Origin of the sequence: Chryseobacterium viscerum (genome assembly GCF_025949665.1) — a bacterium.
Classification (GTDB): Bacteria; Bacteroidota; Bacteroidia; order Flavobacteriales; family Weeksellaceae; genus Chryseobacterium; species Chryseobacterium viscerum_A.
The window spans coordinates 1699793-1725190 of sequence record NZ_JAPDFT010000001.1 but is presented as its reverse complement, the minus strand read 5'-3'; the positions used below and the strand labels follow the sequence as shown (position 1 = coordinate 1725190).

Below are 25398 nucleotides of genomic sequence, written 5' to 3'. Positions count from 1 at the left end.
ATATAATAGTTTTAAGTTACTATCCATTCAATCTCCAACGATTATACAGCTGCACCTGCCATATTCCCAACACTTCTTTTAACATCACAAAAGTAAATGCTGCATTATAGCTGTTAGGAAATAGTGTTATTTCAGTATCTATAAAATCTGATGCTTGTGGAACAGGGTTTAATCCAAATGTATGAAACAGAGCAACAGATCTTTTCATATGAAACCCAGAAGTAACCAAATATATATCAGATGGAGCTAGCTGCTTTACGATCTTACTGGAATACTTTGCATTTTCATATGTGTTCATGCTTTTATCTTCCTTAATCATATCAGTATCTGAGACCCCCATTTTTTTAAAGTTTTCACGGAATAATTCTGCTTCACTTGTATGTCCTCTTCCCTTTCCAGAAATTACTATTTTGCAGGGTAAATTATTTTTCTTGAATTCATAATACAATTGATAAGCTGTAACAATTCTGGAATAAGACATCGTATGCAGTTTTTCTGTATTGTTAATATCTACAACTCCACCGCCCAGTACAACAATAACAGGTTTCTGAGAAACTGAATTCTTCAACTCAGAAGTATTAATATAGCTTTTCTGCAGATATCCGGAAGTCAGTTTTCCCAGAAAACCATTTCCTATAAAAATGATCATTAAAACCGCAAAAAAGCCAACTCCTATTCTCAGATTTTTACGTTTGTTTTTTCTTTTCAGCAGAGCAATGATAACTACTGCAAGAAATACTAAAAAATAAGGTTCTGTAAAAAGTTGTAAAACACGAAATAAAAAGTCTAATAAAAATTTCATCTTCAAATAATTGATTAATGCTTAGAAAACATCGAAACCTCAAAGATAAGCTATTTCTCGAGTATAGCTTTCCACAGCTATAGACCATTAAAAATTGTCAGAATAATTTGGTCTCATTTTTCTTTCTGTTTATACAATTATTTTATACATTTGCAAACAACACACTTTTTAGTGTGTTAACGAAAAGCAAAATACCTACCCAAGTGAAAAAGCAGAAAAGTATCGCCGTTTTAATGACTGTACTCCATATATTTCTGGACAGACATTTTTGTAAAGAAAAAAATAAAAATTCTTCCTTAACTATAAAGAGACCATTTTAAATTTAGATAGAAAAACCCTTTAAGACTAAGAATCAAATCCTTATTGGATCTGCTTGGTGTTCTATAAAAAGATCACTGGCAAGGAAGGAAATACAAATTTTTCCTTTGACAGATGATAACTTTCTCTACAATACCATTCTCATAACAAACATATATTTCGGCCGCCAAAGGCGGCCGAAACCATCCATATTCCTTCATCAGGCAAGTTCACTTGCCCATTCTCAGCTTCCTAAAATAAAACCAATCATACTTTAAAACTTTGCGTTATAAAAACGTGAGAATATCATTTTTCTCAAATATTATATCGCAGATATTATAAAAAAAATCTGCAAGAAGCTCTCATCCTCCTTCATCAGCAAGTCACTTGCATATTCTTAGTTTCCTAAAATAAAGCCAATCACACTTTAAAACTTTGCGTTTAATTCAAAATATAAGATTTATTATTGATTAATTACCAGATATATTATTAAAAAATCATAAACATATTGACTGTCAAAATTAATATTATCTCAATACAATATGGTTTTTAATCAAATACATTTGTCTTGTAATTTTAATATAATCAGTGAAATGTCAACAGTTCTCAAAACATTTGTAGCTTATCTTAAAAGACCTGCTCTTTATCCTGAACTGGGCAGAAAAATTATTAAAAATACGGTAAGCAGAAGAAGCCCGTTCAAAGGAAAAGCAAAAACAAATGCCTGGGCTGCATCTATAGCAGTTTCTCAAAAAGTGGCAGTTTCCTGGCTTTTCTCTATGGATATTGATCATTTCAGAAATACCTATGCTGATATTCTGGAAAAAGCAAGTGCAAAAGAAGCGCAATGCCCTATTACAATGGGTGGTCCCGGCGCACTGGAGCTTATTTATTATGCATGTGAATTTACCAAAGCTCAAAATGTCCTGGAAACCGGAGTAGCTTATGGATGGTCTTCTCTGGCCATATTGCTTTCACTTCAAAAAAGAAATGGCACACTCTATAGCTCAGATATGCCCTATCTTGCTCAGGATGGTGATCAGTATGTAGGTTATATTGTCCCTGAAAACCTTAAAAAACATTGGAAGTTATTCCGTTTTGCAGATAGAGAATCTTTACCCAAAATTTTTAAACAGGTTTCCTCTTTTGATGTTTTCCACTATGATTCTGATAAAAGTTACCATGGAAGAATGTGGGCTTACCAACAAATTTATAAAAGATTGAAACCTGGTGCCGTGTTTATTAGTGATGATATTGGTGATAATTCTGCTTATCAGGATTTTTGTACTAAGAAAAATATTAGAACTACCGTTGTAGAATATAGCGGAAAATACATCGGAATTTTCATAAAATAAATAAAATCTGCTAAAAGCTATCATTCGCTTCATCGGGCAAGTTCACTTGCCAATCCTTGGCCTCTCAAAAAATAAAACTCATCATCTGAAAACTTTGCGTTAGAAAAAGCGCATTACACTTTTAAACTATTAAGAACATATTAAGCCGTTAAGATTATTAAGAGGAAAATCTAGACATTCATAAAAGTTGATGTCTCATTCAAATTTATTTGAATCTTAATTTTACTTAAAAACTTCACCTTCCTTAATGCTTCAGAAATCTCTCGCTGATCAAACAGATTGCGCAGATTATTACACTCAAAAAAAATCTGCGTCATCTCCAAAATCTGCGAGAGACCATCAAAAAATCATATTGATCCTTCATAATCTACTTCCCTTTCCAGGATAATCTGGTTTCTGCTTACCGTAACCAATATTCTGTCTCCCACCTGAAAACCACATTGCTGTACCCACTTCCCTGTTTTATGAGAATATTCTATTCATATTTAATATCAATATTTTCAAAAAAAACTTGCGTAGTTAAATAACTACGCATATATTTGTAGTCAAATAACTACACGATGAATTTAAGAAGAGATGTTTTTCAGGCGATAGCAGATCCTACAAGACGATCTATATTAATTTTGGTGGCGGCACAGTCGATGACAGCGGGAGCTATTGCTTCTAATTTTGATACGGCGAGACCTACCGTTTCAAAGCATCTCCAGATCCTTACAGAATGTGAACTGCTGAGATCTGAACAAAACGGCAGAGAAATTATTTATCACCTAAATCCCAATAAAATGAAAGAAATAGCCGATTTTATAGATCCCTTCCGCAAAATGTGGGACGAAAAGTTCAACAAGCTGGAAAGTGTAATGAAAGCGTTCCAAAACAATAGTGATAAGAGATAATAGACGAAGAGATGAGAGACAATTAGTGTCAATAGTCAATTTTGCTTCGCAAGTGAAGCGTCAATTACCTTTGAAAGGATAACAACCTTGAACATTAAACTTTAAACCTTGAACGATTGTATTCTCAAACTCTAGAACTCTCCCACTCTAATACTCAGAAAACCCTCAAACACCAAAACTCAAAATATGGAACTTAAAACAAAAATCCACGCAGAAGACGGAAAACAGGAAATCTTCATCATCAGAGAATTTGATCTTCCTGTAGAACTGCTTTTCAAAGCGTATACAGAAGCTGAACTTTTTGAACAATGGATGGGCACCAAAGTGACAAAATTTGAAAACAAACAACACGGAAGTTACCGGTTTGAAACATCCAATCCTCAAGGCGATGTGGTTTTCAGTGCCAACGGAACTATTCATGATATTGTTCAGAATGAGAAAATTATAAGGACTTTTCAGATGGAAAACACTCCGTTTCCGGTTCAGATTGAGTTTTTAGAATTTGAAAAAATGACGGATACTACCAGCAAAATTACCATCCAAACCATTTATAAATCTGTAGATTTCAGAGATCAGCATCTGAAAATGCCATTCGCTCAGGGCATTAATATGGCGCATAACCGTTTACAGGAGATGTTAGGTAGCAGATTATAGGTTATAGGAATGCTATATCGAAATATGCGGGATACGAGGTTCGAGGTTTATATCCAACCCCAACTCTCCCACTCTAATACTCTAATACTCTAATACTCTCAACCCCTCAAACATACAACACCATGAATCCAAAAGTCAATTTTTTCTTTGATGAAAACCAGCAATGGCATAAAGAATTTGAAAAATTAAGAACAATTGCCCTAAGCACCGAACTTGTAGAAGATTTAAAATGGGGATGCCCGTGTTATACCTATGAAGCGAAAAATATTTTCCTGATCCATGGTTTTAAAGAATATTGTGCACTTCTCTTCTTTAAAGGAGCTTTGATGAAAGACCCGGACCAAATCCTGATTCAGCAGTCTAAAAATGTACAGGCTGCAAGACAGGTTCGTTTTACGGATGTAGATCAAATCAATGATTTGGAAGATGTTCTTCGCAGCTATATGTTTGAAGCTGTTGAAATAGAAGAATCAGGTGCTAAGGTTGAAATGAAGAAAACAAAAGAATTTGAAATGGCTGAAGAGTTTCAGAACAAACTGGATCAGAATCCGGCATTGCAAGAAGCTTTTCATGCATTAACTCCGGGAAGACAAAGAGCTTATCTGCTTCACTTTTCTTCTGCCAAACAGTCCAAAACCCGGGAAGCCCGCATTGAAAAATGCATTCCACAAATCATGGACGGAATAGGATTAAATGACTCACTATAAAAAAACAGATCATGAACACACCACAAAAATCACACAAAAGAACAAAAATCATCTATTGGGTATTTACGCTTTGGATGGCCCTGGGAATGGTTTCTACAGCAATTGTCCAATTGATGAAAAGTAAAGATGAACTGCTCAACTTTACCAATCTGGGCTACCCTTCTTATCTGATGACCATCATCGGAATATGGAAAATATTGGGCGTTATTGCCATCCTGATTCCCAAACGTCTGCTATTAAAAGAATGGGCATATGCAGGATTTTTCTTCGTCATGTCAGGAGCTGTAATTTCCCATCTTATTGTGGGTGATACGGCAGGAAGAACTTTTCCGGCAGTATTATTATTAGTACTGGTTCTTATTTCCTGGTACTTCAGACCTGCAGACAGAAAAATCACGATTACTAATTAATAATTTTAATATTAAAAATTGTTTAAACTTGTATTTTTGAAACATTAAGATTGTATTAAGTTGTTAAGAGTATTAAGATAATCTTCACTTTAAGCTTAAAAATCAGAATGATTTATCTTAACTATATTTTACTTCTTAAATCCCTCTTAATGGTTCAATATGTACTAAGTATTTTTGATAAGTTTAAACAATTTTTTATAAAATCATTTTTAAAGATAAAGAGTCAGAAATTTTATCGCAGATAAAATCCTTGCGCCTTTAAACAAGCCATTATTAATAAAATTTGCGTCTTCGCGATTTCCAACAACACCAATCAACATAACAAAATAAAATTTGATATGAAAAAGAAACTGACCCAAGAACAAATCAACGAACTTTTAAAAACACTAAAAGTCCGTTTTGAAAAAAATATGAACCGTCACAAAGACCTAAAATGGGAAAAAATTCAGCAAAAATTGGAAGCCAGCCCTGAAAAAGTCTGGTCTTTATATGAAATGGAAACTACAGAAGGTGAACCCGACGTTGTAGAATACAATAAAAAAACAGATGAATACTCCTTCACAGACTGTTCCCCGGAAAGCCCGAAACGCAGAAGTCTTTGCTATGATTACCAGGCTTGGGATGCACGAAAGGCCAACAAACCAGAAAGCAATGTCATCGACAAAGCTAAAGAAATGGGGATTGAACTTTTAACAGAAGAACAATACCGCAGTCTTCAGGAACTGGGAAAATTCGATCAAAAGACATCAAGCTGGATAAAAACGCCATCACAGGTAAGAGAGCTTGGAGGCGCACTTTTCTGTGACAGACGATATAATACTGTATTCACCTATCATAATGGTGCAGATTCTTATTATGCAGCAAGAGGATTCAGAGGAATACTAAAAGTATAAAAGGAGAATTGACTGAGATCTTTTATCAGAATAATTTAGGAATCTCTCAACCAGGGAGATTCCACACTCCAGAAGATAATTTTTACTCCAAGATAGTTTTCAGCATATTCTACAAATTCTTCTTTGGTAAAAGGTTTCTTAGTTTTCGGATTTTTATAGGTCAAAGTTGGTTCCTGAACCGCCATGGCCACTAAAGGCAGCTTTCCTTTGTATTGATTAAAGAAAGGATAAGAGTTTTTTATCTGGCCTTTTTTATTCGGAACAATATCCGGCCCTCCCAGCCCTATATTATTTTTATACGCAAAATCACATAGCCTGGACATGTATTGATGGTCATTGTTCCATTCACATGGAAAAAAATTGACATACTGCAATACATTGGATTGATGGAAAGCATCTCTCGCAAACTTCAGATTTTCTAATTCTGCCTGAAAATAACGGTCACAGCTAAAATCCGTTTTATCTGCTTTCATTTCTATATCTATTGATGTTTCGGGAAGATTAATTCCCTGAATCTTTCCGTCAAATTTCTTTGCCAGCTCTCCTATCAGTTTCTGAAATCTCACACGGACAGCAGAATTCCATTGCTGGGTAACCCATCCACTTCCAACAGGTTTATTCTCACCTGGATTGTCATATTGAGGAACCAAACCTCCCATATATTCTTTATCATTCAATACATAATCAGGAATATATCTGGCCTGTGGTTCAAAAAACCTATCCTGAAGCTGAATAAATAATTTTCTATTGAGGGAAGTTAAATACTCCAGATCTTTCTCAATGACTGAAAAGTCATAAACATCTTTTGAAGTTTCCAAAGCTCTCCAGTTATAAACAATCTGCACTCCTCCGATATCCTGACGGGTAATCATTTTTTCTATTTTCCTAAGGTCTCCGGAAGAGGTATAGATATAATTCTGAGGCGTCTGCCCTAACATAAAATGCAGACCGAGCATAAGTAATCCCAATCCCAGTGCTTTGGTAATCTTTTTCATTACAATCAATTTTGCATTGTCATTCATTTTTCGTGCCTAAAATATTCCGATTAATGAGAATTAGAAAATTATTCTTATTTATGAGCAATATTCTTTATTCTATAAATAGTTTATTATTTTTGAGCTTCAAAATTTGATTTAACAATTAAGGATATGAAAAAATTAATCTTATTGGGTACTGTATCAGCTTTTTTAATCAACTGTAATAAAAAAACTGAAGCTCCGGCTCCCAAAGCTGTTGCAGATACCATTGCTGTTGAAGAACCTGTAATAGATACATTGGGACCAAAATCGTTCTGCTATATCGGGGTAACAGGAAAAGACAGTGTTTTTGCTTCTATTGATGATAATTTAGGAACAATTACCGGAAAGTTATCTTATAAAAACAGTGAAAAAGACAGTTCAAAAGGAGATGTAACCGGTTTCAAATCCGGAGATACGCTGAAACTGACTTACGAATTTGCTTCAGAAGGGAAAAAAAGCAAAAGAGATATTTACTTTATCCAGAAAGACAATGCTTTAACAGAAGGAATTGGAGATCATAAAGAGGAAGACGGACAGTCTAAATATGCGGATGAGAAAAAAATAAGCTATAAAGATGGACAGAAGCTAAGCTCTGCAGACTGTAAAGTAGTAAGCGAAGCTTTGAAAAAATAATACATTATTAAAATAAAAAGAGGCTGTCTCAAAAGTCCAATAGCCGACTTTTGTCATTGACTACGTCGAATCTCGATTTCTGACGAAGGAAGAATCTCTATAATAAACAACTACATGAGATTCTTCACTACATTGCATTTCGTATGACAGTTTTGAGACAGCCTCTTCATTTTTATGTTAATTCTGTTTCAATAATTTCAATAAATCGGTTTACTGCTTCATCGCCAGTATTCCAGGAAGTAATAAGGCGTATTGCCGAGAAATTTTCATCTACTTTTTTCCAGACATAGAATTCAAAATTTTCAGACAAAACTTCAATAAGATCATTACTCAGAATAGGAAAAATCTGATTGGTATAGGTATCTGAAAGAAATGCCGTTCCTTTTTTCTGCAATGCATTCTTAATTTTCATAGCCTGCTGATTGGCATGTTTCGCCAGATCAAAATACAGGTTATCTTTCATGAGTTCCATAAACTGTATTCCCAAAAGCCTTCCTTTGGCTAACAATGCACCTTTCTGTTTGATATTAAATGCAAAATCCTCCTGAAGAACAAGATTGTTAATGACAATAGCTTCGCCTATCAATGCCCCGTTTTTTGTGCCTCCAAGATAAAAAACATCTGTCAGAAGAGCTACTTTTTCCAGGGTAAGATCACTGATTTCTGAGGTCAGGCCATGTCCCAGTCTTGCTCCATCCATAAACAGGTATAATTTCTTTTCTTTACAAAATGCTGAAAGCTCTTCCAGTTCTTTAGCCTGATAAATGGTTCCCAGCTCTGTAGAATTGGATATATACACCAGTTTAGGCATCACCTGATGGGGTGCATTGCTATGTCCTTCTAAAACCGGGATAATATCCGACGGTCTTAATTTTCCATCTGCTGTTTCAATACTCAATACTTTATGACCTGTGGCTTCAATAGCTCCTGTTTCATTATTCAGAATGTGGCCGGGAGCGGCAGAAATTGCACATTGGTAGGGCTTTAAGATTGCTGAAATAACAATTAAGTTAGCCTGCGTTCCTCCTGAAACCAAAAAAACTTCAGAATTCTGATTGTTGATTTTTTCTTTGATTAATGTTTTTGCTTTTAATGAATACTCATCTTCTCCATATCCGGCCTGCTGATCAAGATTATGCTGTAAAAGGGCCTGTAATATATTTGGATGGCACCCTTCAGAATAGTCGTTTTTGAATGAAAATCTCATAGAGTAAAAGTAAAAAAAGTTAAAATAACAAGAGTGAACTTTTCATTTTATTTTGTTAGATTTGTATTGAAAATCATCTAACATTTTGAAAACAACCCTAACAGAAGAGAATTACCTGAAAGCTTTGTTTCATTTAGTTGACAATGAAGGAAAGGTTACGATTAATGAGCTCAGCAAATTTTTGAATGTAAAAATGCCGAGTGTCAATAATATGATGAAAAAGTTTGCAGAGAAAAAGTGGGTCATCTATGAAACCTACAAACCATTAATTGTTACAGAAAGCGGAAGACGTGAAGCATCTCTGGTAGTTCGTAAACACAGACTTACCGAAATGTTTCTGGTTAAAAAAATGAATTTTGGCTGGGAAAATGTTCACGAAATTGCAGAACAGCTTGAACACGTGCATTCTCAAATCTTTTTCGAGAAAATGGACGAAATTCTTGATTATCCTAAATTTGATCCTCATGGAGAACCTATTCCTGATAAAGACGGAAATATTATTTCTCAGGATCTTGAGAAGCTAAGCAATTGTGAACCTGGAGAAAATGTTACTTTTGCCTCAGTTACTCTTTCTGATGATGCTTTCCTGACTTATCTGAATGACAGGAAACTGCTCCTTGATACCAAAGTGAAAATCGTTAAAGTTGAAAATTTTGATAAATCAATGACCATAGAAATTGATGGCAAAACAGAAATTTTAAGCAAAAAAGCGACCGAGAAAATACTCGTAAAGAAATAGATCATTAAAACTGAAAAAAATAAACCTAACAGGTTTTTAAAACCTGTTAGGTTTGACATTTAAAAGCTTAAACCCTTAAGAGCATTTAAGGAATAAAGTATAATTAAGATAAATTATTCTGATGGTTAAACTTAACGCATTTGTCTTAATACTCTTAACAACTTAATATAATCTTAATGATTTAGAAATATTTGATTTTAATTTTTTAAGCTATTACAGAATCTATTTGTTGATACTGTTAAAAAACGGTTAAACTCTCTTTCATAAAATACCTGAAATTTTATTTTTAACTACGTTTGCAAAACTTTCCACAGGCTTTGTTTTCCTGACGAACGCTAATCTTTAATTATTACTTAAAAAATTATGAAAAAAAGCATTCCGTTTTTTATTATTTCGATGTTATTAAGCCCATTGGCAAATGCTCAGACCACTCAGGTAAGAGATTTTGTAATTGAACCACAAATTAAGCCTAACTTTTATATTTATAAAACTTTCGGAGTATTCGGAGGTAAAGAATATTCTACCAATGCAGTTTATCTGGTGACCAAAAAAGGAGTTGTTTTGTTTGATGTTCCATGGCAGAAATCACAATACCAAAGTCTGCTGGACACGATTCAGAAGCGACATAATCTTCCTGTTATTGCTGTATTTGCTACCCATTCACACGAAGACAGAGCCGGAGATTTAAGCTTTTACAACAAGAAAGGAATTAAAACCTATGCTACAGCGAAAACCAATGAAATTCTAAAGAAAGAAGGAAAAGCAACTTCTACTGAACTTATAAAAACTGGAAAACCTTACCGCATTGGCGGAGAAGAATTTATAGTAGACTTTCTGGGTGAAGGACATACTGCCGATAATGTAGTAGTCTGGTTTCCAAAATATAAAATACTGGACGGAGGATGTCTTGTGAAAAGTAAAGCAGCAGTTGACCTTGGCTATACCGGAGAAGCCAACGTAGCACAATGGCCGCTAACCATGACAAAACTGAAAAACAAATATTCACAGGCAACCCTGATTATTCCCGGTCACGATGAATGGAAAGGAGGTGGACACGTAGAACATACTCTTGATCTTCTGAACAAAAAATAAAATTAGAGAGCCCTGGCGAATGCCAGGGCTCTCTAATTTTAAAGCCATCATTCTAATGATTAATATTTTCTAAAAGTTGTGACACTCTTTCAATTTCTTCCATAGTATTAAAATAATGGGGTGATAACCGAATGGCATGATCTACATTTTTAGTGGTAAAATCAATTAATGCATCTCCTTTATAATTCTCTTTAAAAAACACTCTATTCTCACTCAATATTTTGTGAATCTTTTCGACCTTTCCATCCGCCTGACAAAAGGTAACAATGCTGCTTAATCTATTTCCTTTGTCCAAAACTCTGAAATCGTACTTATGCAGATTGATCCTTAATGTATCTGCCAACGTACGATTGTAGTTCTCAATTTGATCTATCCCAATAATATTGGCATAGCGTAAGGCCTCTGTAAATCCCAACAAAGCAGCATAAGGTCTTTCAAAAAATTCAAATCTTTTAGCCGAATCATTGAGCTGATAGTCATCAAAAGAAGTCCACTTTGCTCCAAAGCTATCTAAAAATAAAGGATACATGTTTTCTCTTAAGGCATTATCTGAAACATACAAAAATCCTGTTCCCCTTGGTCCCCGCATAAATTTTCTTCCCGTTGCTGTCAGAAAATCACAATTGATTTTTTTAACATCTACCACAATTTGTCCTACAGACTGACAGGCATCCACAAGATAAAGAACATTATATTGTTTGCATAAGTTCCCCACTCCTTCTATATTTTGAATTAAGCCGGAATTGGTAGGAATATGGGTGACAGCAATTAATTTAGGATTATGCTTTTTGATTAAATTTTCAAAATCTTCAAGATCCAGCTCGTGGTCAGGCAGATTAGCAACTCTGACGATTTCAATATGATATCTTTTCTGCAAAGAAATAAAAGCAATCTGATTGGATATATAATCATCATTGGTAGTAATGATACAGTCTCCCTCTGTAAAAGAAATACTGGACAAAGCTTTTGCGTAACCATCTGTTGAGCTGCTTACAAATGCAATATTGGAAGGTTTTGCATTAATCAGTTTCGCTGTCTCTTCATAAAACCTGCTTATATGGGCTGAGTTTCGTACCACAGCCGCATATCCTCCAAACTCCTGTTCTTCATATAAAAATTTAACCGTAGTGTCTACAACAGCCTTAGGCATTAATGATGCGCCTGCACTATTTAAAAATATTTTATCCGAACACCCCGGCGTTTCCTGTCTGATAACCTCTAAATTCATTTTTATCAATCCTTAAAGCAAATTTACTTTTAATTTTTTCTGTATACCCGCATAAAAAATCCCGAATTTTCATCCGGGACTCTATTTTTAATACATGATTTTAATCTAAAACACTCCAACCTCTCTTAGGATTTGTATTAGTAGAAACTTCCTGCTCGTTAACGATGATGTTTTCTTTTCTCTGACCGATGTAATCAAGTTCGCTTAGTTTAGAGAAAATTGTTTCAAGGCTTCTCAGCATCTGCTGGATGTAAAGCAATGGCTCACCACAGTTATGATGGTCATAATTGGTCTCTGCTACAATAGAAAGCTGGTTCAATAAAGTATGAGGGGCAATCTCACTCCATTCTAAACTATAGTTCAACATTTCTTCCAGTTCAGCAGGAACAAGAAGCTGTGTAGAATTATATAGATGAAGGGCTAATCTTGCAAAAGACTCAATCAGAAATACTGGTGGCTGCCAAGGGGTAATATTTCTGAACTGGAAATACATATCTCCAAATGTATTTACCATTGTACTGCACAGAAACTTAACATTTTGTGCCAAAGCTGTATTTTGATTTTTATGAGACGTCTTCTGAATAATTTTAAAAGCATACTGCTGAAGATTCCCGATAGACTTTGCATAGCTGCTGTAATACTCCACCAAAGCCGGATGACTCTGTACAGAAGTGCAAGGTGGAATAAAGTTGGAATCTACCTGCGCAATGTTTCCTTTTAAATCTACTTTCCCAATGATAAGGTAATTACCTCCCGAGTAGCTGCTGTTCAAAGAAGTTACAGGAAGCAGTTCAATATGGTGATTCGGCTGTGCACTGGGGTGACGTGGCGGAATTTCCTCAGGGTCAATATCACCAAATGGAACTTTATCAAAAGGATTTACAGAGATTAGGATATAATATTCTCCATCTGCCTGCTCTTCGTTCATTGATTTCGCCAGAGACTTCACGCTGATTCTTCTGTCTGTCAGTTCAATGCGGTATCCTGCCATCGTAACGGCACTGCAGCGCTTGATGACCAGCTGTACATCATTAGTTGCTGTATTGTGAACATCAAAAATGGTACGGTCTGTAAATTCATTGGAAATAGGCAGAAGTCCGTAGTTATATGTAGTAATTCCAAGGGAATTGGAATCTCTGATGGTATCAATTAAGAAATTATCCTGATCATTAAGGTGTCTCTGGGAAACCTTCATCCCATCCACCCAGTTGATTGCAAAATGTTTAATAGGCTGTATCATGTTTAATACTTTTTAATTTTTTGTGATTATGATTTTCTTGCGACTCCCTCCTCTTCATGCTGAATGACTCTCTTACAAATCACCACTTCATTTTCAGAAATGCTGTTTGTTGTAATGTCGTGGTCGAAATCTATATATTTTCTGAAACTGAAAAACGATTTTTTAGTGTAAAAGATCCAATAGTAAGGCTCATTTCCTTCGTCAGAAAGGTGAATAACAGATCCCGGATTCTTATGGTTGTAATCATCTACTACCCTGTAGAACCAATCTCCGAAAGTAACCCCCGTTGGTAGTGTTTTTGCCTTGATTCTGAAACGGTTGGTATCTTCTAATTTTTTGCTCAATTCAACATTCAATACCATTAATCTGTCAAAATCTGCTCCTTCAAAATCAGGCAGTTTCTGCTCCGGTGAATATCTCCATGTTTTATAAATATCAAAAGGAATCGTAATAAACTGGATATAACAGTAATAAAATACCATGGGAACTACAAAGATCAGCATACTTGTTGCCGCCATTACAGCATATCCTGTTCCTTTACTCATCCAGTTAAAGATCAGAGTGAAAAGATATCCTCCCAAAGCAATACAAGTCAATGAAAGCAGAGACTCAAACAGAATACTCATTGCCAGGGATTCGATGTGCTTTTTGAAATACTTATGCAACAAATTCACATGAATAATCCCAAAAATAAGATAAATAACCTGTGCGATGAGATACCAGTACGGATTAAAGAGATTTCCGGCAAATCCGAAAAATCCCGGTATGGCCAGGCATAAACTGCACAGAAGCACGTATATAATAATTACTTTAATTTTTATCGCAGGTTTATTTCTTCGGATTACACCCAGTATAACCATCATAATAATTGCGATTAAAGGCATTAAGATATACCTTAAAAAAATACCTTTTACTGAAGAAATTTCCATTTGTTTCTTTTCGAATTTATACTTTGTTGGTAGTTGTAAATATAATAAAATAATTTAGAGGAATGTAGAGTATCCAAGGCGGCTGGCATTTCTTCCATCGTCTTCAAGACTGAATGAATATTCCTCTTTTTCTGTAACAAAATTCTCTTCCACGTCAACTGTTACCGGAAGAAAATAATCATACAGTGACTGAAGTACATTTCTGAACGGACTTCCTGGGATATATTTTTTCATGTCTCCATAAGGAATCGGACCAATATTTACCACCCAGTTTCGCTGCCCGTCCATATGAGGTCCGCTTGGAATATAGGTGACTCCTAATCTTGAATTTCCCAATAACATGGAATTATCATTTTTCTCAATCTCATCAATGATATTGGGTGAAAAAGTTACGTTTACCGGTACCTGTAGAAAAGCGGTCATACATCTCTCAAACCATTTTTTGTCTCCCCGAATATGATGGAAAAACGGCAGAATATGCATAAAAATATAAGCATTCTGTTTATCCAGCATCTTTATCAGAGGCCAAAGCTCACTTACCGTTTCCAATAAAGAATCTGTATTGCTTGTAATATCAAATTCTGATTCTTTAAGTAAAGCACTGATTTCCGTAAAAAAAACTTCCAGTTCAAAAGGACGGAAAAACTTACGGGCATCATCTTCTACCCTTTTCTGTTTGCGGATTTCCCTTACCACAGTATCTACATTCTTTCTGGAAGCTCCAAGAGATGGCGGATGAAATAATCCTTCCGGAAGATAGTCATAAATACCCTCTCTGTAACTCTCTATGGTAAATACTTCCTCATCAAATCCTAAATAGCTGCTTGAAATGCTCTTTATATCCTTCAGGTAAGCACGGTCGTTCACGCCTACACGCTCAATAAATATATTGCTTACCGCACGGTGGTATTTCAATAGATTAACAGCCACAGCTTCAGCCTTAAAGTCTGTCTGCAGCTTATTGTAATGCATATCTACAATATTAGTCTCATACATAGTGTTTCCTCTGATTATGACTTGTAAAGATAATATATCTCATAAGTTTGAAAAAATATTTTCTAATAATTTTATCCTAAAAATAATAATTTATTGACATTAAAAGGAATAATTTCAAGCAAATTCCGTAAAAATACGGTAAATAGAAAGTTCATTTGCTTTTTTTAATTTAAAAATACCTGTTCAGAATCAATTGTTTAGAATTTAAAATTCAAGGTTTAAAGTTTAGATTAAGTTTTTTGGGCTTCCTTTTTTATATAAAGGATCTCACGTCCTGTTATTCTCAATTCTACGCTCCCCTGCTTCTCGTTAATTACTTCTGAAAAATATAAGTTTGCAAACGTAACATAAATAGGGATTTTATTTAGATTAAATTTTATTAACATCATCTTATGGAATAAATTCAGGATAATGCATGCTCATTCCGAAAGCGGGCCGTATCTTTGCAGACTGAAAATTGTTATTTAAAATGAAAAGTATTTATTCTAAAATTCTGATTTTAGCATTCATGGCCTCTTCACTTTATTCTTATGCGTGGGGATTAACGGGACACAGGGTTATTGCAGACATTGCACAAAACCACCTTTCCCGCAAAGCAAGAAGAGAGATTAAAAAGATCATGGGAAAAGAGCGTCTGGCTTACTGGGCCAACTGGCCGGATTTTATCAAATCTGATACCACAGGCGCATGGAAGCAGGCTTCATCATGGCATTATGTAAACATCGATCCAATGACTGATTTTAAAGCTTTTGAACAAAATTTAAAAGCACAGGCAGGACCAAGCCTTTACACTCAGGTAAACACCTTGTCTAGCCAGATCAAAGACAAAAACACTTCTGAAAAAGACAGAAAAATTGCTTTAATTTTCCTTATCCATATTATGGGAGATCTTGCACAGCCTCTTCACGTAGGAAGAGCGGAAGATTTAGGTGGAAACAAAATCAATGTTACTTATTTCGGGGAAAAAACTAATTTACACTCTGTTTGGGACGGAAAATTGGTAGATTCTCAAAAATACAGTTACACAGAATATTCTAAGCTTTTAGATATCAAATCTAAAGAAGAAGTAGCACAGATACAATCCGGGACACTGGAAGACTGGTTATATGATTCTCATAAAATTGCCAACAAGATCTATGCACAGACTCCTAACGATTCTAAATTATCTTACGATTACCAATATAAATTCAATGAAACGATGGAAAGGCAACTTCTATACGGAGGATTGAGACTTGCGAAAGTATTAAATGAGTTTTTCTAAATACGGGTTGCGAGTTACGGGTTTGAGAGGTAACTCAATATAACCTAAAACAGTACTCTTAGATATAAAAACGGGACTTCGGTTTCGTTTTTTTTGTTTAGGGTTTAGGGTTTAGGGTTTAGGGTTTAGGGTTTAGGGTTTAGGGTTTAGGGAAAGCTAAGAAACAATAATCTGTACAAAGGATTGCTTTGATTAATTTTTTGCTATTTAATAGTGTACTTTAATTTTAAACGAAATAAAATACAAAACACTCATTATCAAAAAAACTAAAATACTATTGAAAACACATTCATACATTTTACTTTTTTACATTATACAAAAAAACACTTTACCAAAAATAAAACCAACATATTGTTTTTCAACAAATTACACAATACAGAAAAGACATTAACATATTATACATTAAACATTCCACAAAAAATACTGCACCTTGTGTAACCTTTCTACCTTTTCATACGTATATATTATAGTAACTCTTTTTTGAGGATAAAATAAATGAGACAATTAAAAATCACTAAGCAGGTTACCAACAGGGAAACTGCTTCATTAGACAAGTATTTGCAGGAAATTGGTAAAGTGGAACTGATCACTGCGGACGAAGAAGTAGAATTGGCACAAAGAATACGTGCTGGCGACAGAGCCGCACTGGAGAAATTAATCAAAGCCAACCTTCGTTTCGTAGTTTCTGTATCTAAGCAATACCAAAATCAAGGTCTTTCTTTACCCGATTTGATCAATGAAGGTAACTTAGGATTAATGAAAGCGGCAAAAAGGTACGATGAAACTAGAGGTTTCAAATTTATCTCTTATGCAGTATGGTGGATCCGTCAATCAATTTTACAGGCTTTGGCTGAGCAGTCAAGAATTGTAAGACTTCCGTTGAATAAAATTGGTTCCATCAACAAAATCAATAAAGCATACGCTCACCTTGAGCAGGAAAATGAAAGACCACCTTCTCCGGAAGAATTGGCTGAAGTTCTTGACATGAGCGAAGAAGATATCAAAGAATCTATGAAAAACTCCGGAAGACACCTGTCTATGGATGCACCTTTAGTAGAAGGTGAAGATTCTAATCTTTATGATGTATTACGTTCTGGAGAATCTCCAAGTCCTGATAAAGATCTGATGCTTGAATCTCTGCAAATTGAGATTGAAAGAGCATTGAATACTTTGACGCCAAGAGAGGCTGACTTAGTAAGACTATACTTCGGACTGAACGGAAAACACCCAATGACTTTAGAGGAAATTGGTGAGACTTTCGATCTTACAAGAGAGAGAGTTCGTCAGATCAAAGAAAAAGCAATTAAGAGACTAAAACACAATACCAGAAGTAAGATCCTTAAATCTTACCTGGGTAAATAATTTTAGCGTAAAAAATTTTATAGGCGGAGTCTGTTTTCAGGCTCCGTTTTTTTATTTACTCCAAAGGCAACAAATAGGATCAATTACATTCAATCTGTAGAATTTTGTAACATTTTTCACCGTTTGTTCAACTAATTAAAATCATATCCTCTATTCATTTGCGATAAAATCTAATTGACTAATTTTAGTTGTTGGGATATGATGTTGATAATACACCAAAATAAAACAGATTATGAAAAAAATACTCTTCGCCTCTACCCTGGCTTTATCCATACTTTCCTGCAGAGAAAATAAATTACGGCAAGCTCCTGTGGTAGAAAATGCAGTTGATAATGCTGAATCTTCAGTTTCAGAATCTATTAAGAAAAATACCAGATACTCCTCACGTAGCGGAAATCTTGTTCATGAAATCTATGAGGAGCTTATAAAAAATGATAAATCCTTACAGGAACTAGACAACAGAATAGAAAATATTCAAAAGGAAGCTGAAACAGTGCTTTCAGAATATACAGATATTATTGGTAAATCAGAAACATACTATAATGATGCTACTACATTATCTGGCTCTTTAACCGATTCCATTACTAAAAAACAGATTGAAGAAGAAATAAAGGCAAGCTCTGCAAGATATGATGTAAAAACGCAAGCTATCAGAGACCTCATCGGTAAAATAAAGGCAAATAAAGCAGTGCTTTATGATCAATATATTGTATTTAAAATCAGAAAGACCCTTCCTGAGATTGAAAAATATCAAAACGCTCATCCTCTGAAAACAGACAATCTCAATCAATTCATCAATAAGCAGAATCAACTTCTGGAGGAATTGAAAAAATTAAAATAAACACCATTACACCTCATGAAATATACTACCCAATGGCTTACCGATAAAAGCCGCGTAAAAGAACTCGTAGACTTTTTTATTACTCATAAAACAGATTCTTATATTTCTCATGGCGAAATGATGTCCGGCAGAGCTATAGATTCACACCACTGGAATCCTGATCTTGAAGTGATTCTGACAGAACAACTGATTACAGATTTTAATTCTGACGGCAGTTCCAAGCTGAATATTTTAATTACAGAAAATGAAGATGGGGAAATTGTCGGCATGATGGTTTTCAACGTGATCAACAGCCCTTTTAAAAAGTATGCGATTCTGGAAGACATGCTTCTGGATCAGTCTGTGAGAGGCCAATCCCTTGGAAGTACTCTTCTGGAAAAGGCTATTCATGAATCTAAAAACTGGAATATCAGCTTTATTCTTCTGGAAAGCGGAGTCAATAATCATGGCGCTCACAATTTTTTTAGTAAGTACGGTTTTAAAAAGGTATCGGAAAGCTATATTTTAACATTATAAGTTGAATAATATCTATGAACACCATTTCAATCATCGGAGCCGGAATCGGGGGACTTACCCTCGGAAATGTACTGAAACAGCACCAGTATGATTTTTCGATCTATGAATCTGCTCCCGAAATAAAACCTGTGGGAGCTGGAATTATGATGGCCATAAATGCAATGCAGGTTTTTGACCGATTGGGTTTAAAAGAAAAGATTGAAAATGCAGGTAATAAAATTCACAGAATTGTTATCGCTAACGAATCCTTACAGCTTATTTCAAAAACAGAAATTCTGGAGCTGGAAACTAAGTACAACTCCTGTAATGTTGCCATTCACCGGGCGGATCTTCAGAAAATCCTAGCTGAAAATTTAAATTCTGATTCCATAATACTGAACCATTCATTACAAAAAATAAGAAAAGAGGAAAACTATATTTTAGACTTTGAAAACGGAAATAAGATTGAAAGTAAAATCATTTTTGGAGCAGACGGCATAAAATCTCCTGTCCGAAACCAGATCCTGAAAACCGGAACCATAAGGAACTCCGGGCAGAAATGCTGGCGTGGTCTGGTAGATTTTGATCTGCCGGAAAGACATCATCAGGAAGCTTTTGAGATGTGGGGAAAAGGAAAACGTTTTGGATTTGTAAAAATTTCTGATAAAAAAGTGTACTGGTACGCCTGTATCAATGAAAAAAGTTTTGAAAGACATCTTGAAATTGCAGAGATCTTTAAGGATTTTGCTCCATTAGTTTTACAACTTATTGAAGCTACAGCGAATGAAAATATTATTTGTAATATCATTTCCGACCTCGCTCCTATTCCTCAATGGTACTCTGAAAATCTTTGTCTGATTGGAGATTCCGCACACGCTACAACTCCCAATATGGGACAAGGTGCCTGCCAGGCCATTGAAGATGCTTATATCATTGGAAAATTACTGGATGAGCATCAGGATTTCAATATCATTTTTGAAAAATTCCAAAATATCAGAAGGAAAAAAGTAGATTATATTGTTAATACAAGCCGCAATATCGGAAAGGTTTCTCAATGGGAAAAGGGAAATTCGCTCCGTAATTTTCTAATGGGACTGATTCCTGAAAGCATTAATCAGAAAATGGCTAAAAAGATAATTGAACTGGAAATGTAGAGACTGCAATCGTAAGAAAAAGATAAAATTTAAAAAATTATATTCGATTTTATTAATAACAACTAAAAATTAACAACATGAAAAAAATCTTTTATGTATTGCTCCTGCTCATAGGAGTTCATACAGCACGAGCACAGGACGTCCCGGTACTGGACAGAGGTTTATTCTTTGGTAACCCGGAAATTTCCGGAGGACAATTGAGTCCGGATGGGAAATGGATTTCCTTTACGAAAGAATATGGAGGCATCATGAATATCTGGGTAAAAAAAATTGATGAACCTTTTGAAAAAGCACGCCCCCTAACAGACAGCAAGCGCCCAATGAATGGATATTTCTGGTCAGAAGACGGAAAGTATATTCTTTATGTAAAAGATGGTAATGGTGATGAAAACATGAATATTTTCGCCGTTGATCCCATGGCAAAAGTAACCACCGGAGTTCCGGAATCAAGGAATATAACACCTCTTAAAGATGTAACTGCCCAGATCTACATGGTAAGCAGAAAAGATCCTGATCTATTGATGATTGGCCTGAACAATCGTGATAAGGCATGGCATGATTTATATTCATTGAAAATTTCTACAGGCGAACTGAAAAAGATTTACGAGAATACAGACCGTATCACAAGCTATGAATTTGACTGGGATGAAAAATTAAGAGTTCTGTCCAAAACAGATGATAAGGGAACTACCCAGTTTTTTTATAAAGAAGGAGATAAACTCACTCCTATTTATGAGACTTTAGTAACAGAAAGCGCCTATATCTCAAACTGGAACGAAGATAATTCTAAATTCTATCTGGTAACCAACAAAGGAAATCTTGACAAATCTACCTTATTCCTGATGGACCCGAAAACCAAACAGATTACAAAAATAGAAAGCGATCCTAAAGATAAAGTGGATTTCGGAGGATTGTTCCTGGACAGAAATACCAGAAAGATGATTTATACCTCTTATACCGGAGATAAAACAGAGTATTACTGGAAAGACAAAACCTGGGAGGCAAACTATAAATTTCTGCAAAGTAAATTCCCTGGAAGAGAAGTTAATTTTTCAAGTTCAACCAACGACTATTCTAAATTTTTAGTTGCTGTGGGAGGTGATAAATATGCTTCAGAAGCTTACTTCTTCGATGCCAAGACAAAACAGCTGCTATTTCAGTATACTCCAAGAACAGAATTAAAAAAAGTTGAAAAGTATCTGGCAGCTATGACTCCTATCAGCTATAAAAGCAGTGACGGCCTTGAAATTCCGGCTTATCTGACATTACCCGTAGGTTCATCCGGCAAAAATGTTCCTGTAGTTGTATTGGTTCATGGAGGACCAAAAGGTCCGAGGGATTATTGGGGATACAATTCAACAGTACAGTTTTTAGCCAACCGGGGATATGCTGTACTGCAACCAAACTTCAGAGCAAGTGGCGGTTATGGTAAAAAATTCCAGAATGGCGGAGATCTTCAGTGGGGAAAACTAATGCAGGATGATATCACCTGGGGCGTAAAATACCTTATTGATCAGGGAATTGCAGATAAAAATAAAGTAGTGATTATGGGAGGAAGCTACGGTGGATATGCAACACTTGCAGGCCTGGCTTTCACTCCTGATGTATATGCTGCAGGTGTAGATATCGTAGGGCCAAGTAACCTCTTTACTCTATTAGATTCAGTTCCTGCTTATTGGGAGGCTGCACGCGCTTTCCTTTATGGGATGGTAGGTGATCCCAAAACTGAAGAAGGCAAAAAACGCATGCAGGAAGCAAGCCCTTTATTCAGTGTAGATAAAATCAATAAGCCATTACTGATTGTTCAGGGAGCTAATGATCCAAGAGTAAAACAGGCTGAAGCAGATCAGATTGTCATTGCGCTTCGTGATAAAGGCAAAAAGGTTAACTATATTCTTGCTGATGATGAAGGCCATGGATTCCGTAAACCTGTAAACAGCATGGCGATGTATGCTGAAACCGAAAAATTCCTTGCAGAAGTAATTGGGGGAAGATATCAGAAAGAAATGCCTGAAAATGTAGCAAAACGTCTGAAAGAAATGACCGTTGATATTTCAAAAGTGACTTATACACCAGCAAAAACTGAAAAAGCTGCAGGAGCTTCTAAATAAAAGCATTTATATAAATTATATAAAGCCATCTTATGAAAATAAGGTGGCTTTTATTTTTAAAAAATCAGCGCTCCATCAAGCCATAACTATCTAATAAATATTTAAAATTAGAAAGCTTTTAAAGACACTTTGTAATAAAATGGTTATGTGTTTTTTTAAACGCAAAGGTTCCATCTTTAACCTGTAATATTTTAAGGGAGCAAAGCCGGAATCAATTTCATTGATTCTTTCTAAGCGAATGTATTACTTAAGCTTCATCAGCGACAAAGTCGCAGTTCTTTGCCATCTAAAATTAAGCATTAGAATTACCTATTCTTTGCGTTTACAAAAAAAACTCTATACTAGCATTTACCTAACCAAAAAAAGCTGCCTCAATGAGACAGCTTTTTTAATATAATTTAGCTTTTTTAATAAGTGAAAGTAACACCAGCACCCCAACCTATCTCTTTATCATAGTTTCCGGAAAGGGAAAACCATTTTTGTACAATATATCTGAGTCCTGTAGAAAACTCACCGTCGGAATTGACACTAAAGTTTCCTCTCAGTCTTCTGGAAAGTGGGATATCCTCACGGCTAAGTTCTAATAATACTTTCCCGTTTTGGTCTACACTTGCATCAGCCGTAATCAACATGGGTAGAACATACTGCATCCCTATTATTAATGCAAATCTGTTTTTTGAAGCTTTCTGCTGTCCAAACCAGGTCTTTTTACCATGAAAGTCCATTCCCAGATCTTCTGACATCTGTCTCTCCATGATCTCATGATTTTTCTGAACTCTGAATCCTGCATAAGGCAATGCCCACTGGAATTTCCCTAGAAAACGACCTACTTTTGCACTCCCTTCAAAATGATCAAAATTCCAGTTGGAATGAAATTCATTCAGGTTGGCCCATCTTGGTCCAAACATCGTCATTGTTTCTGCGTGGATCTTATTGCTTGCAACATCCAGCATTGCCATAGAACTGGTCATTTTATTATCTTGTATAAAATTTTTCCAGGCCAGTTTTCTGTTCGGGAGCTGTGGATTCGGTTTTGAATTTTCATAACTGAAGATTCTTCCCATTCCTGCCATCATATGATATAAAATATGACAGTGGAAAAACCAGTCCCCATCCTGGTTGGCTGCAAATTCTATTGTCAACGTTTCCATCGGCATGATATCCACTACATTTTTCAGTGGAGAATATTCTCCTTTTGAATTGATCAGCCTGAAATCATGACCGTGAAGGTGCATTGGATGGCGCATCATAGAATTATTATAGAGTTTAATCCTAAGAACTTCTCCTTTTTTGATCATTATTTTATCTGTTTCTGTCACTGTTTTGTTATCAAGCGTCCACAGATAATGGTTCATGTTTCCTTCCAGCGTAAATTTCATTTCACGAATACTGTCCGCAGGAAGAATGGTTTTTTCAGGAGATTTCAGAATATTATAAGAGAGTCTCTTGATTGTTTTTTCTTCCCTCATCTCCATTTCTGAATGTTGAGAATGATCTTCTTTTTTATCTTCTTTGGTTTTTATCCCCATCATTTCATTGATATGCTTTGCCGTAGTTTTTCTCTGGCTTTCAGATAATTCCGGATACATCACTTCGTTCATATCCATCATCTGATTTCCCATCGTCATATTCATCGGTTTCATATTTCCGCTCATCTCCATCATGCCGTTCATCATCTTCATTCCTTCAAAAAGCATCAGTCTTGGAAGATTAGGTGCTTCTATTTTTTCACCTGAACCCAGCCAAAGTGAAGCATGTCCTATTCTATCTTCGGAAGTCGCCCTGAATTCAAAGCTTTTATTCTCTGGAATAGTTACTTCAATATCATACGTTTCAGAAACTCCGACAATCAGACGGTCAACTTCTACCGGAACAACATCATTACCATCGTTTCCAACCACTTTTATCTTTCCACCGCCATAATTCAGCCAGAAATAGGTAGATGAACCACCGTTAGCGACTCGCAGTCTTACTTTGTCACCAGCTTTCAGACCAGAATACTCTGAGCTTGGAGTACCATTAATTAAGAATTTATCATAATAGACATCACTTACATCCATGGCTTCCATTCTTTTCCATTCATTCAGGGCTTTTGTTCCCAGATTCCCGGATTTAATCGCTTCCCAGTAACTCTGTACAGCGTTTTTCTTTACAGCATACCAGTCTGTATTGGCCATATGAAGTCTTCTTGCAATCTGCATGGGATCGTCATCACTCCAATCTCCCAGCAATACCGGAATCTCAGCCTTGTATTCTGTTTTGGGTTCTCCTTCTCTTTTTTTGAAAACCAGGATACCATTCATACCTATCTGTTCCTGCAGCGCTTCATGAGAATGATACCAGTACGTCCCGTTTTGAGAGATTCTGAATTTATATAAATGAGTTTCTCCGGGCGTTACGGGTTTTGTTGTAAGGTATGGTACTCCGTCATGTTCATTAGGAAGAATTACTCCATGCCAGTGCAGTCCTGTATTTTCTTTAAGCATATTGTGCAGATAGATCTCAGCAGTGTCTCCTTCCGTAAAATATAGAGTCGGAGCCTGAAGTTTACCATTAATTGCAATTGCCCTTCTGTTTTTTCCTGTAAAATTAACAATGGTATCTTTTACATAGAGATCATAACGAACCGTTTTTCCTCCAAAAGTAATTCTTCCGTTTTCAGAGTTTCTTTTTAAAACAGAACCTTCCTCTTTCGGTTTATCAGTAGCTATATGGGAATGATCTTCTTTTTCCTCAAGTTCCATCCCACATTTCGGACATTTTCCCGGCTTGTCTGAAACTACTTCCGGATGCATCGGACATGCATAAGTAGTATTATTTATATTTTTATGATCTATTTTTTCAATTTTACCCTTATTTATTTTTGTTTCCGAGGATTTTGTCTTTGTCTCAGTTATAGATTTCGCTTCCGATTTTATGGCAGCAGTCTTTTTCACCAGGGTCATTCCGCATTTCGGGCAGTCTCCAGGTTTAGAGGACACCACTTCAGGATGCATCGGACAAGTATAAACGTTTTTTGTAGTTTGAGCGAAATTCAATACAGAGAACAAAAGTACCAGAAACATTATCAGCTTTTTCAT

Annotated in this window: 23 protein-coding genes; 15 read left to right on the top strand and 8 right to left on the bottom strand. The window is 35.5% G+C overall.

Annotation, left to right across the window (positions count from 1 at the left end; translation table 11 throughout):
- Positions 1-19: 19 nt before the first annotated feature.
- On the bottom strand, positions 20-802 hold the full coding sequence (locus OL225_RS07825) for a YdcF family protein (RefSeq protein ID WP_047374620.1): 783 nt from the start codon (positions 800-802) through the stop codon (positions 20-22).
- 890 nt (positions 803-1692) lie between these two features.
- On the opposite strand from OL225_RS07825, the gene OL225_RS07820 reads away from it, so the two are divergent.
- The 6 genes from OL225_RS07820 to OL225_RS07795 all read left to right on the top strand — a co-directional run bounded on the left by OL225_RS07820 (position 1693) and on the right by OL225_RS07795 (position 6011).
- Positions 1693-2454 (top strand): O-methyltransferase, encoded by a 762-nt coding sequence (locus tag OL225_RS07820; RefSeq protein ID WP_264517854.1) that lies wholly within the window; start codon positions 1693-1695, stop codon positions 2452-2454.
- A 560-nt stretch (positions 2455-3014) separates the two neighbouring features.
- On the top strand, positions 3015-3347 hold the full coding sequence (locus tag OL225_RS07815) for an ArsR/SmtB family transcription factor (RefSeq protein WP_264517853.1): 333 nt from the start codon (positions 3015-3017) through the stop codon (positions 3345-3347).
- Between the two features lie 186 nt (positions 3348-3533).
- Positions 3534-4001 carry an SRPBCC family protein gene (locus OL225_RS07810; RefSeq protein WP_264517852.1) on the top strand — a complete coding sequence of 156 codons (468 nt, stop codon included), beginning with the start codon at positions 3534-3536 and terminating at the stop codon, positions 3999-4001.
- A gap of 122 nt (positions 4002-4123) precedes the next feature.
- A complete protein-coding gene (locus OL225_RS07805) occupies positions 4124-4708 on the top strand; it encodes a YdeI/OmpD-associated family protein (RefSeq protein ID WP_264517851.1) in 585 nt (194 codons plus the stop codon).
- Between the two features lie 11 nt (positions 4709-4719).
- The gene (locus tag OL225_RS07800) at positions 4720-5118 is read left to right on the top strand and encodes a DoxX family protein (RefSeq protein WP_264517850.1); all 399 of its coding nucleotides are present in this window, start codon (positions 4720-4722) and stop codon (positions 5116-5118) included.
- Between the two features lie 338 nt (positions 5119-5456).
- Positions 5457-6011: a DUF4256 domain-containing protein gene (locus OL225_RS07795; protein ID WP_264517849.1), complete on the top strand. Its 555-nt coding sequence runs from the start codon at positions 5457-5459 to the stop codon at positions 6009-6011.
- Between the two features lie 35 nt (positions 6012-6046).
- Here OL225_RS07795 and OL225_RS07790 read toward each other — a convergent pair whose 3' ends face one another.
- On the bottom strand, positions 6047-7006 hold the full coding sequence (locus tag OL225_RS07790) for a hypothetical protein (protein WP_264517848.1): 960 nt from the start codon (positions 7004-7006) through the stop codon (positions 6047-6049).
- 153 nt (positions 7007-7159) lie between these two features.
- Here OL225_RS07790 and OL225_RS07785 point away from each other — a divergent pair, with 153 nt between their 5' ends.
- Positions 7160-7663: a hypothetical protein gene (locus tag OL225_RS07785; RefSeq protein ID WP_264517847.1), complete on the top strand. Its 504-nt coding sequence runs from the start codon at positions 7160-7162 to the stop codon at positions 7661-7663.
- Between the two features lie 172 nt (positions 7664-7835).
- Here the strand turns inward: OL225_RS07785 and OL225_RS07780 are convergent, their stop codons facing one another.
- Complete coding sequence (locus tag OL225_RS07780) at positions 7836-8870, bottom strand: threonine aldolase family protein (RefSeq protein ID WP_264517846.1); 1035 nt, start codon at positions 8868-8870, stop codon at positions 7836-7838.
- A gap of 85 nt (positions 8871-8955) precedes the next feature.
- On the opposite strand from OL225_RS07780, the gene OL225_RS07775 reads away from it, so the two are divergent.
- Both OL225_RS07775 and blaIND read left to right on the top strand, forming a co-directional pair.
- Entirely contained in the window at positions 8956-9609 is a 654-nt protein-coding gene (locus OL225_RS07775) for a metal-dependent transcriptional regulator (protein WP_264517845.1), read from the top strand.
- A gap of 363 nt (positions 9610-9972) precedes the next feature.
- Complete coding sequence (blaIND, locus tag OL225_RS07770) at positions 9973-10701, top strand: IND family subclass B1 metallo-beta-lactamase (protein ID WP_264517844.1); 729 nt, start codon at positions 9973-9975, stop codon at positions 10699-10701.
- Between the two features lie 52 nt (positions 10702-10753).
- Here the strand turns inward: blaIND and OL225_RS07765 are convergent, their stop codons facing one another.
- From OL225_RS07765 to OL225_RS07750, 4 genes are all read right to left on the bottom strand, one after another.
- Complete coding sequence (locus OL225_RS07765) at positions 10754-11929, bottom strand: aminotransferase class V-fold PLP-dependent enzyme (RefSeq protein ID WP_264517843.1); 1176 nt, start codon at positions 11927-11929, stop codon at positions 10754-10756.
- A gap of 100 nt (positions 11930-12029) precedes the next feature.
- The gene (locus OL225_RS07760) at positions 12030-13169 is read right to left on the bottom strand and encodes a hypothetical protein (RefSeq protein ID WP_047374599.1); all 1140 of its coding nucleotides are present in this window, start codon (positions 13167-13169) and stop codon (positions 12030-12032) included.
- Positions 13170-13195: 26 nt separating this feature from the next.
- The gene (locus OL225_RS07755) at positions 13196-14098 is read right to left on the bottom strand and encodes a TssN family type VI secretion system protein (protein ID WP_264517842.1); all 903 of its coding nucleotides are present in this window, start codon (positions 14096-14098) and stop codon (positions 13196-13198) included.
- Positions 14099-14152: 54 nt separating this feature from the next.
- The gene (locus OL225_RS07750; RefSeq protein ID WP_047374594.1) at positions 14153-15094 is read right to left on the bottom strand and encodes a type VI secretion system baseplate subunit TssG; all 942 of its coding nucleotides are present in this window, start codon (positions 15092-15094) and stop codon (positions 14153-14155) included.
- Between the two features lie 469 nt (positions 15095-15563).
- Here OL225_RS07750 and OL225_RS07745 point away from each other — a divergent pair, with 469 nt between their 5' ends.
- From OL225_RS07745 to OL225_RS07720, 6 genes are all read left to right on the top strand, one after another.
- The gene (locus OL225_RS07745; RefSeq protein WP_264517841.1) at positions 15564-16355 is read left to right on the top strand and encodes a S1/P1 nuclease; all 792 of its coding nucleotides are present in this window, start codon (positions 15564-15566) and stop codon (positions 16353-16355) included.
- A gap of 495 nt (positions 16356-16850) precedes the next feature.
- Positions 16851-17717, top strand: a complete 867-nt coding sequence (locus tag OL225_RS07740; RefSeq protein WP_002979276.1) for an RNA polymerase sigma factor RpoD/SigA — start codon at positions 16851-16853, stop codon at positions 17715-17717.
- A gap of 232 nt (positions 17718-17949) precedes the next feature.
- Positions 17950-18558: a hypothetical protein gene (locus tag OL225_RS07735; RefSeq protein ID WP_047374585.1), complete on the top strand. Its 609-nt coding sequence runs from the start codon at positions 17950-17952 to the stop codon at positions 18556-18558.
- A gap of 15 nt (positions 18559-18573) precedes the next feature.
- Positions 18574-19074 carry a GNAT family N-acetyltransferase gene (locus tag OL225_RS07730; protein WP_047374583.1) on the top strand — a complete coding sequence of 167 codons (501 nt, stop codon included), beginning with the start codon at positions 18574-18576 and terminating at the stop codon, positions 19072-19074.
- 14 nt (positions 19075-19088) lie between these two features.
- Positions 19089-20207 (top strand): FAD-dependent monooxygenase, encoded by a 1119-nt coding sequence (locus OL225_RS07725; RefSeq protein WP_264517840.1) that lies wholly within the window; start codon positions 19089-19091, stop codon positions 20205-20207.
- Between the two features lie 77 nt (positions 20208-20284).
- Positions 20285-22318, top strand: a complete 2034-nt coding sequence (locus OL225_RS07720) for a S9 family peptidase (RefSeq protein WP_264517839.1) — start codon at positions 20285-20287, stop codon at positions 22316-22318.
- A gap of 407 nt (positions 22319-22725) precedes the next feature.
- Here the strand turns inward: OL225_RS07720 and OL225_RS07715 are convergent, their stop codons facing one another.
- Positions 22726-25398: a multicopper oxidase domain-containing protein gene (locus tag OL225_RS07715; RefSeq protein WP_264517838.1), complete on the bottom strand. Its 2673-nt coding sequence runs from the start codon at positions 25396-25398 to the stop codon at positions 22726-22728.

Coding starts and splice junctions, on each gene's coding strand:
- OL225_RS07825 (WP_047374620.1), bottom strand. CDS start 802: ATGAAATTTTTATTAGACTTTTTATTTCGTGTTTTACAACTTTTTACA.
- OL225_RS07820 (WP_264517854.1), top strand. CDS start 1,693: ATGTCAACAGTTCTCAAAACATTTGTAGCTTATCTTAAAAGACCTGCT.
- OL225_RS07815 (WP_264517853.1), top strand. CDS start 3,015: ATGAATTTAAGAAGAGATGTTTTTCAGGCGATAGCAGATCCTACAAGA.
- OL225_RS07810 (WP_264517852.1), top strand. CDS start 3,534: ATGGAACTTAAAACAAAAATCCACGCAGAAGACGGAAAACAGGAAATC.
- OL225_RS07805 (WP_264517851.1), top strand. CDS start 4,124: ATGAATCCAAAAGTCAATTTTTTCTTTGATGAAAACCAGCAATGGCAT.
- OL225_RS07800 (WP_264517850.1), top strand. CDS start 4,720: ATGAACACACCACAAAAATCACACAAAAGAACAAAAATCATCTATTGG.
- OL225_RS07795 (WP_264517849.1), top strand. CDS start 5,457: ATGAAAAAGAAACTGACCCAAGAACAAATCAACGAACTTTTAAAAACA.
- OL225_RS07790 (WP_264517848.1), bottom strand. CDS start 7,006: ATGAAAAAGATTACCAAAGCACTGGGATTGGGATTACTTATGCTCGGT.
- OL225_RS07785 (WP_264517847.1), top strand. CDS start 7,160: ATGAAAAAATTAATCTTATTGGGTACTGTATCAGCTTTTTTAATCAAC.
- OL225_RS07780 (WP_264517846.1), bottom strand. CDS start 8,870: ATGAGATTTTCATTCAAAAACGACTATTCTGAAGGGTGCCATCCAAAT.
- blaIND (WP_264517844.1), top strand. CDS start 9,973: ATGAAAAAAAGCATTCCGTTTTTTATTATTTCGATGTTATTAAGCCCA.
- OL225_RS07765 (WP_264517843.1), bottom strand. CDS start 11,929: ATGAATTTAGAGGTTATCAGACAGGAAACGCCGGGGTGTTCGGATAAA.
- OL225_RS07760 (WP_047374599.1), bottom strand. CDS start 13,169: ATGATACAGCCTATTAAACATTTTGCAATCAACTGGGTGGATGGGATG.
- OL225_RS07755 (WP_264517842.1), bottom strand. CDS start 14,098: ATGGAAATTTCTTCAGTAAAAGGTATTTTTTTAAGGTATATCTTAATG.
- OL225_RS07750 (WP_047374594.1), bottom strand. CDS start 15,094: ATGTATGAGACTAATATTGTAGATATGCATTACAATAAGCTGCAGACA.
- OL225_RS07745 (WP_264517841.1), top strand. CDS start 15,564: ATGAAAAGTATTTATTCTAAAATTCTGATTTTAGCATTCATGGCCTCT.
- OL225_RS07740 (WP_002979276.1), top strand. CDS start 16,851: ATGAGACAATTAAAAATCACTAAGCAGGTTACCAACAGGGAAACTGCT.
- OL225_RS07735 (WP_047374585.1), top strand. CDS start 17,950: ATGAAAAAAATACTCTTCGCCTCTACCCTGGCTTTATCCATACTTTCC.
- OL225_RS07730 (WP_047374583.1), top strand. CDS start 18,574: ATGAAATATACTACCCAATGGCTTACCGATAAAAGCCGCGTAAAAGAA.
- OL225_RS07725 (WP_264517840.1), top strand. CDS start 19,089: ATGAACACCATTTCAATCATCGGAGCCGGAATCGGGGGACTTACCCTC.
- OL225_RS07720 (WP_264517839.1), top strand. CDS start 20,285: ATGAAAAAAATCTTTTATGTATTGCTCCTGCTCATAGGAGTTCATACA.
- OL225_RS07715 (WP_264517838.1), bottom strand. CDS start 25,398: ATGAAAAAGCTGATAATGTTTCTGGTACTTTTGTTCTCTGTATTGAAT.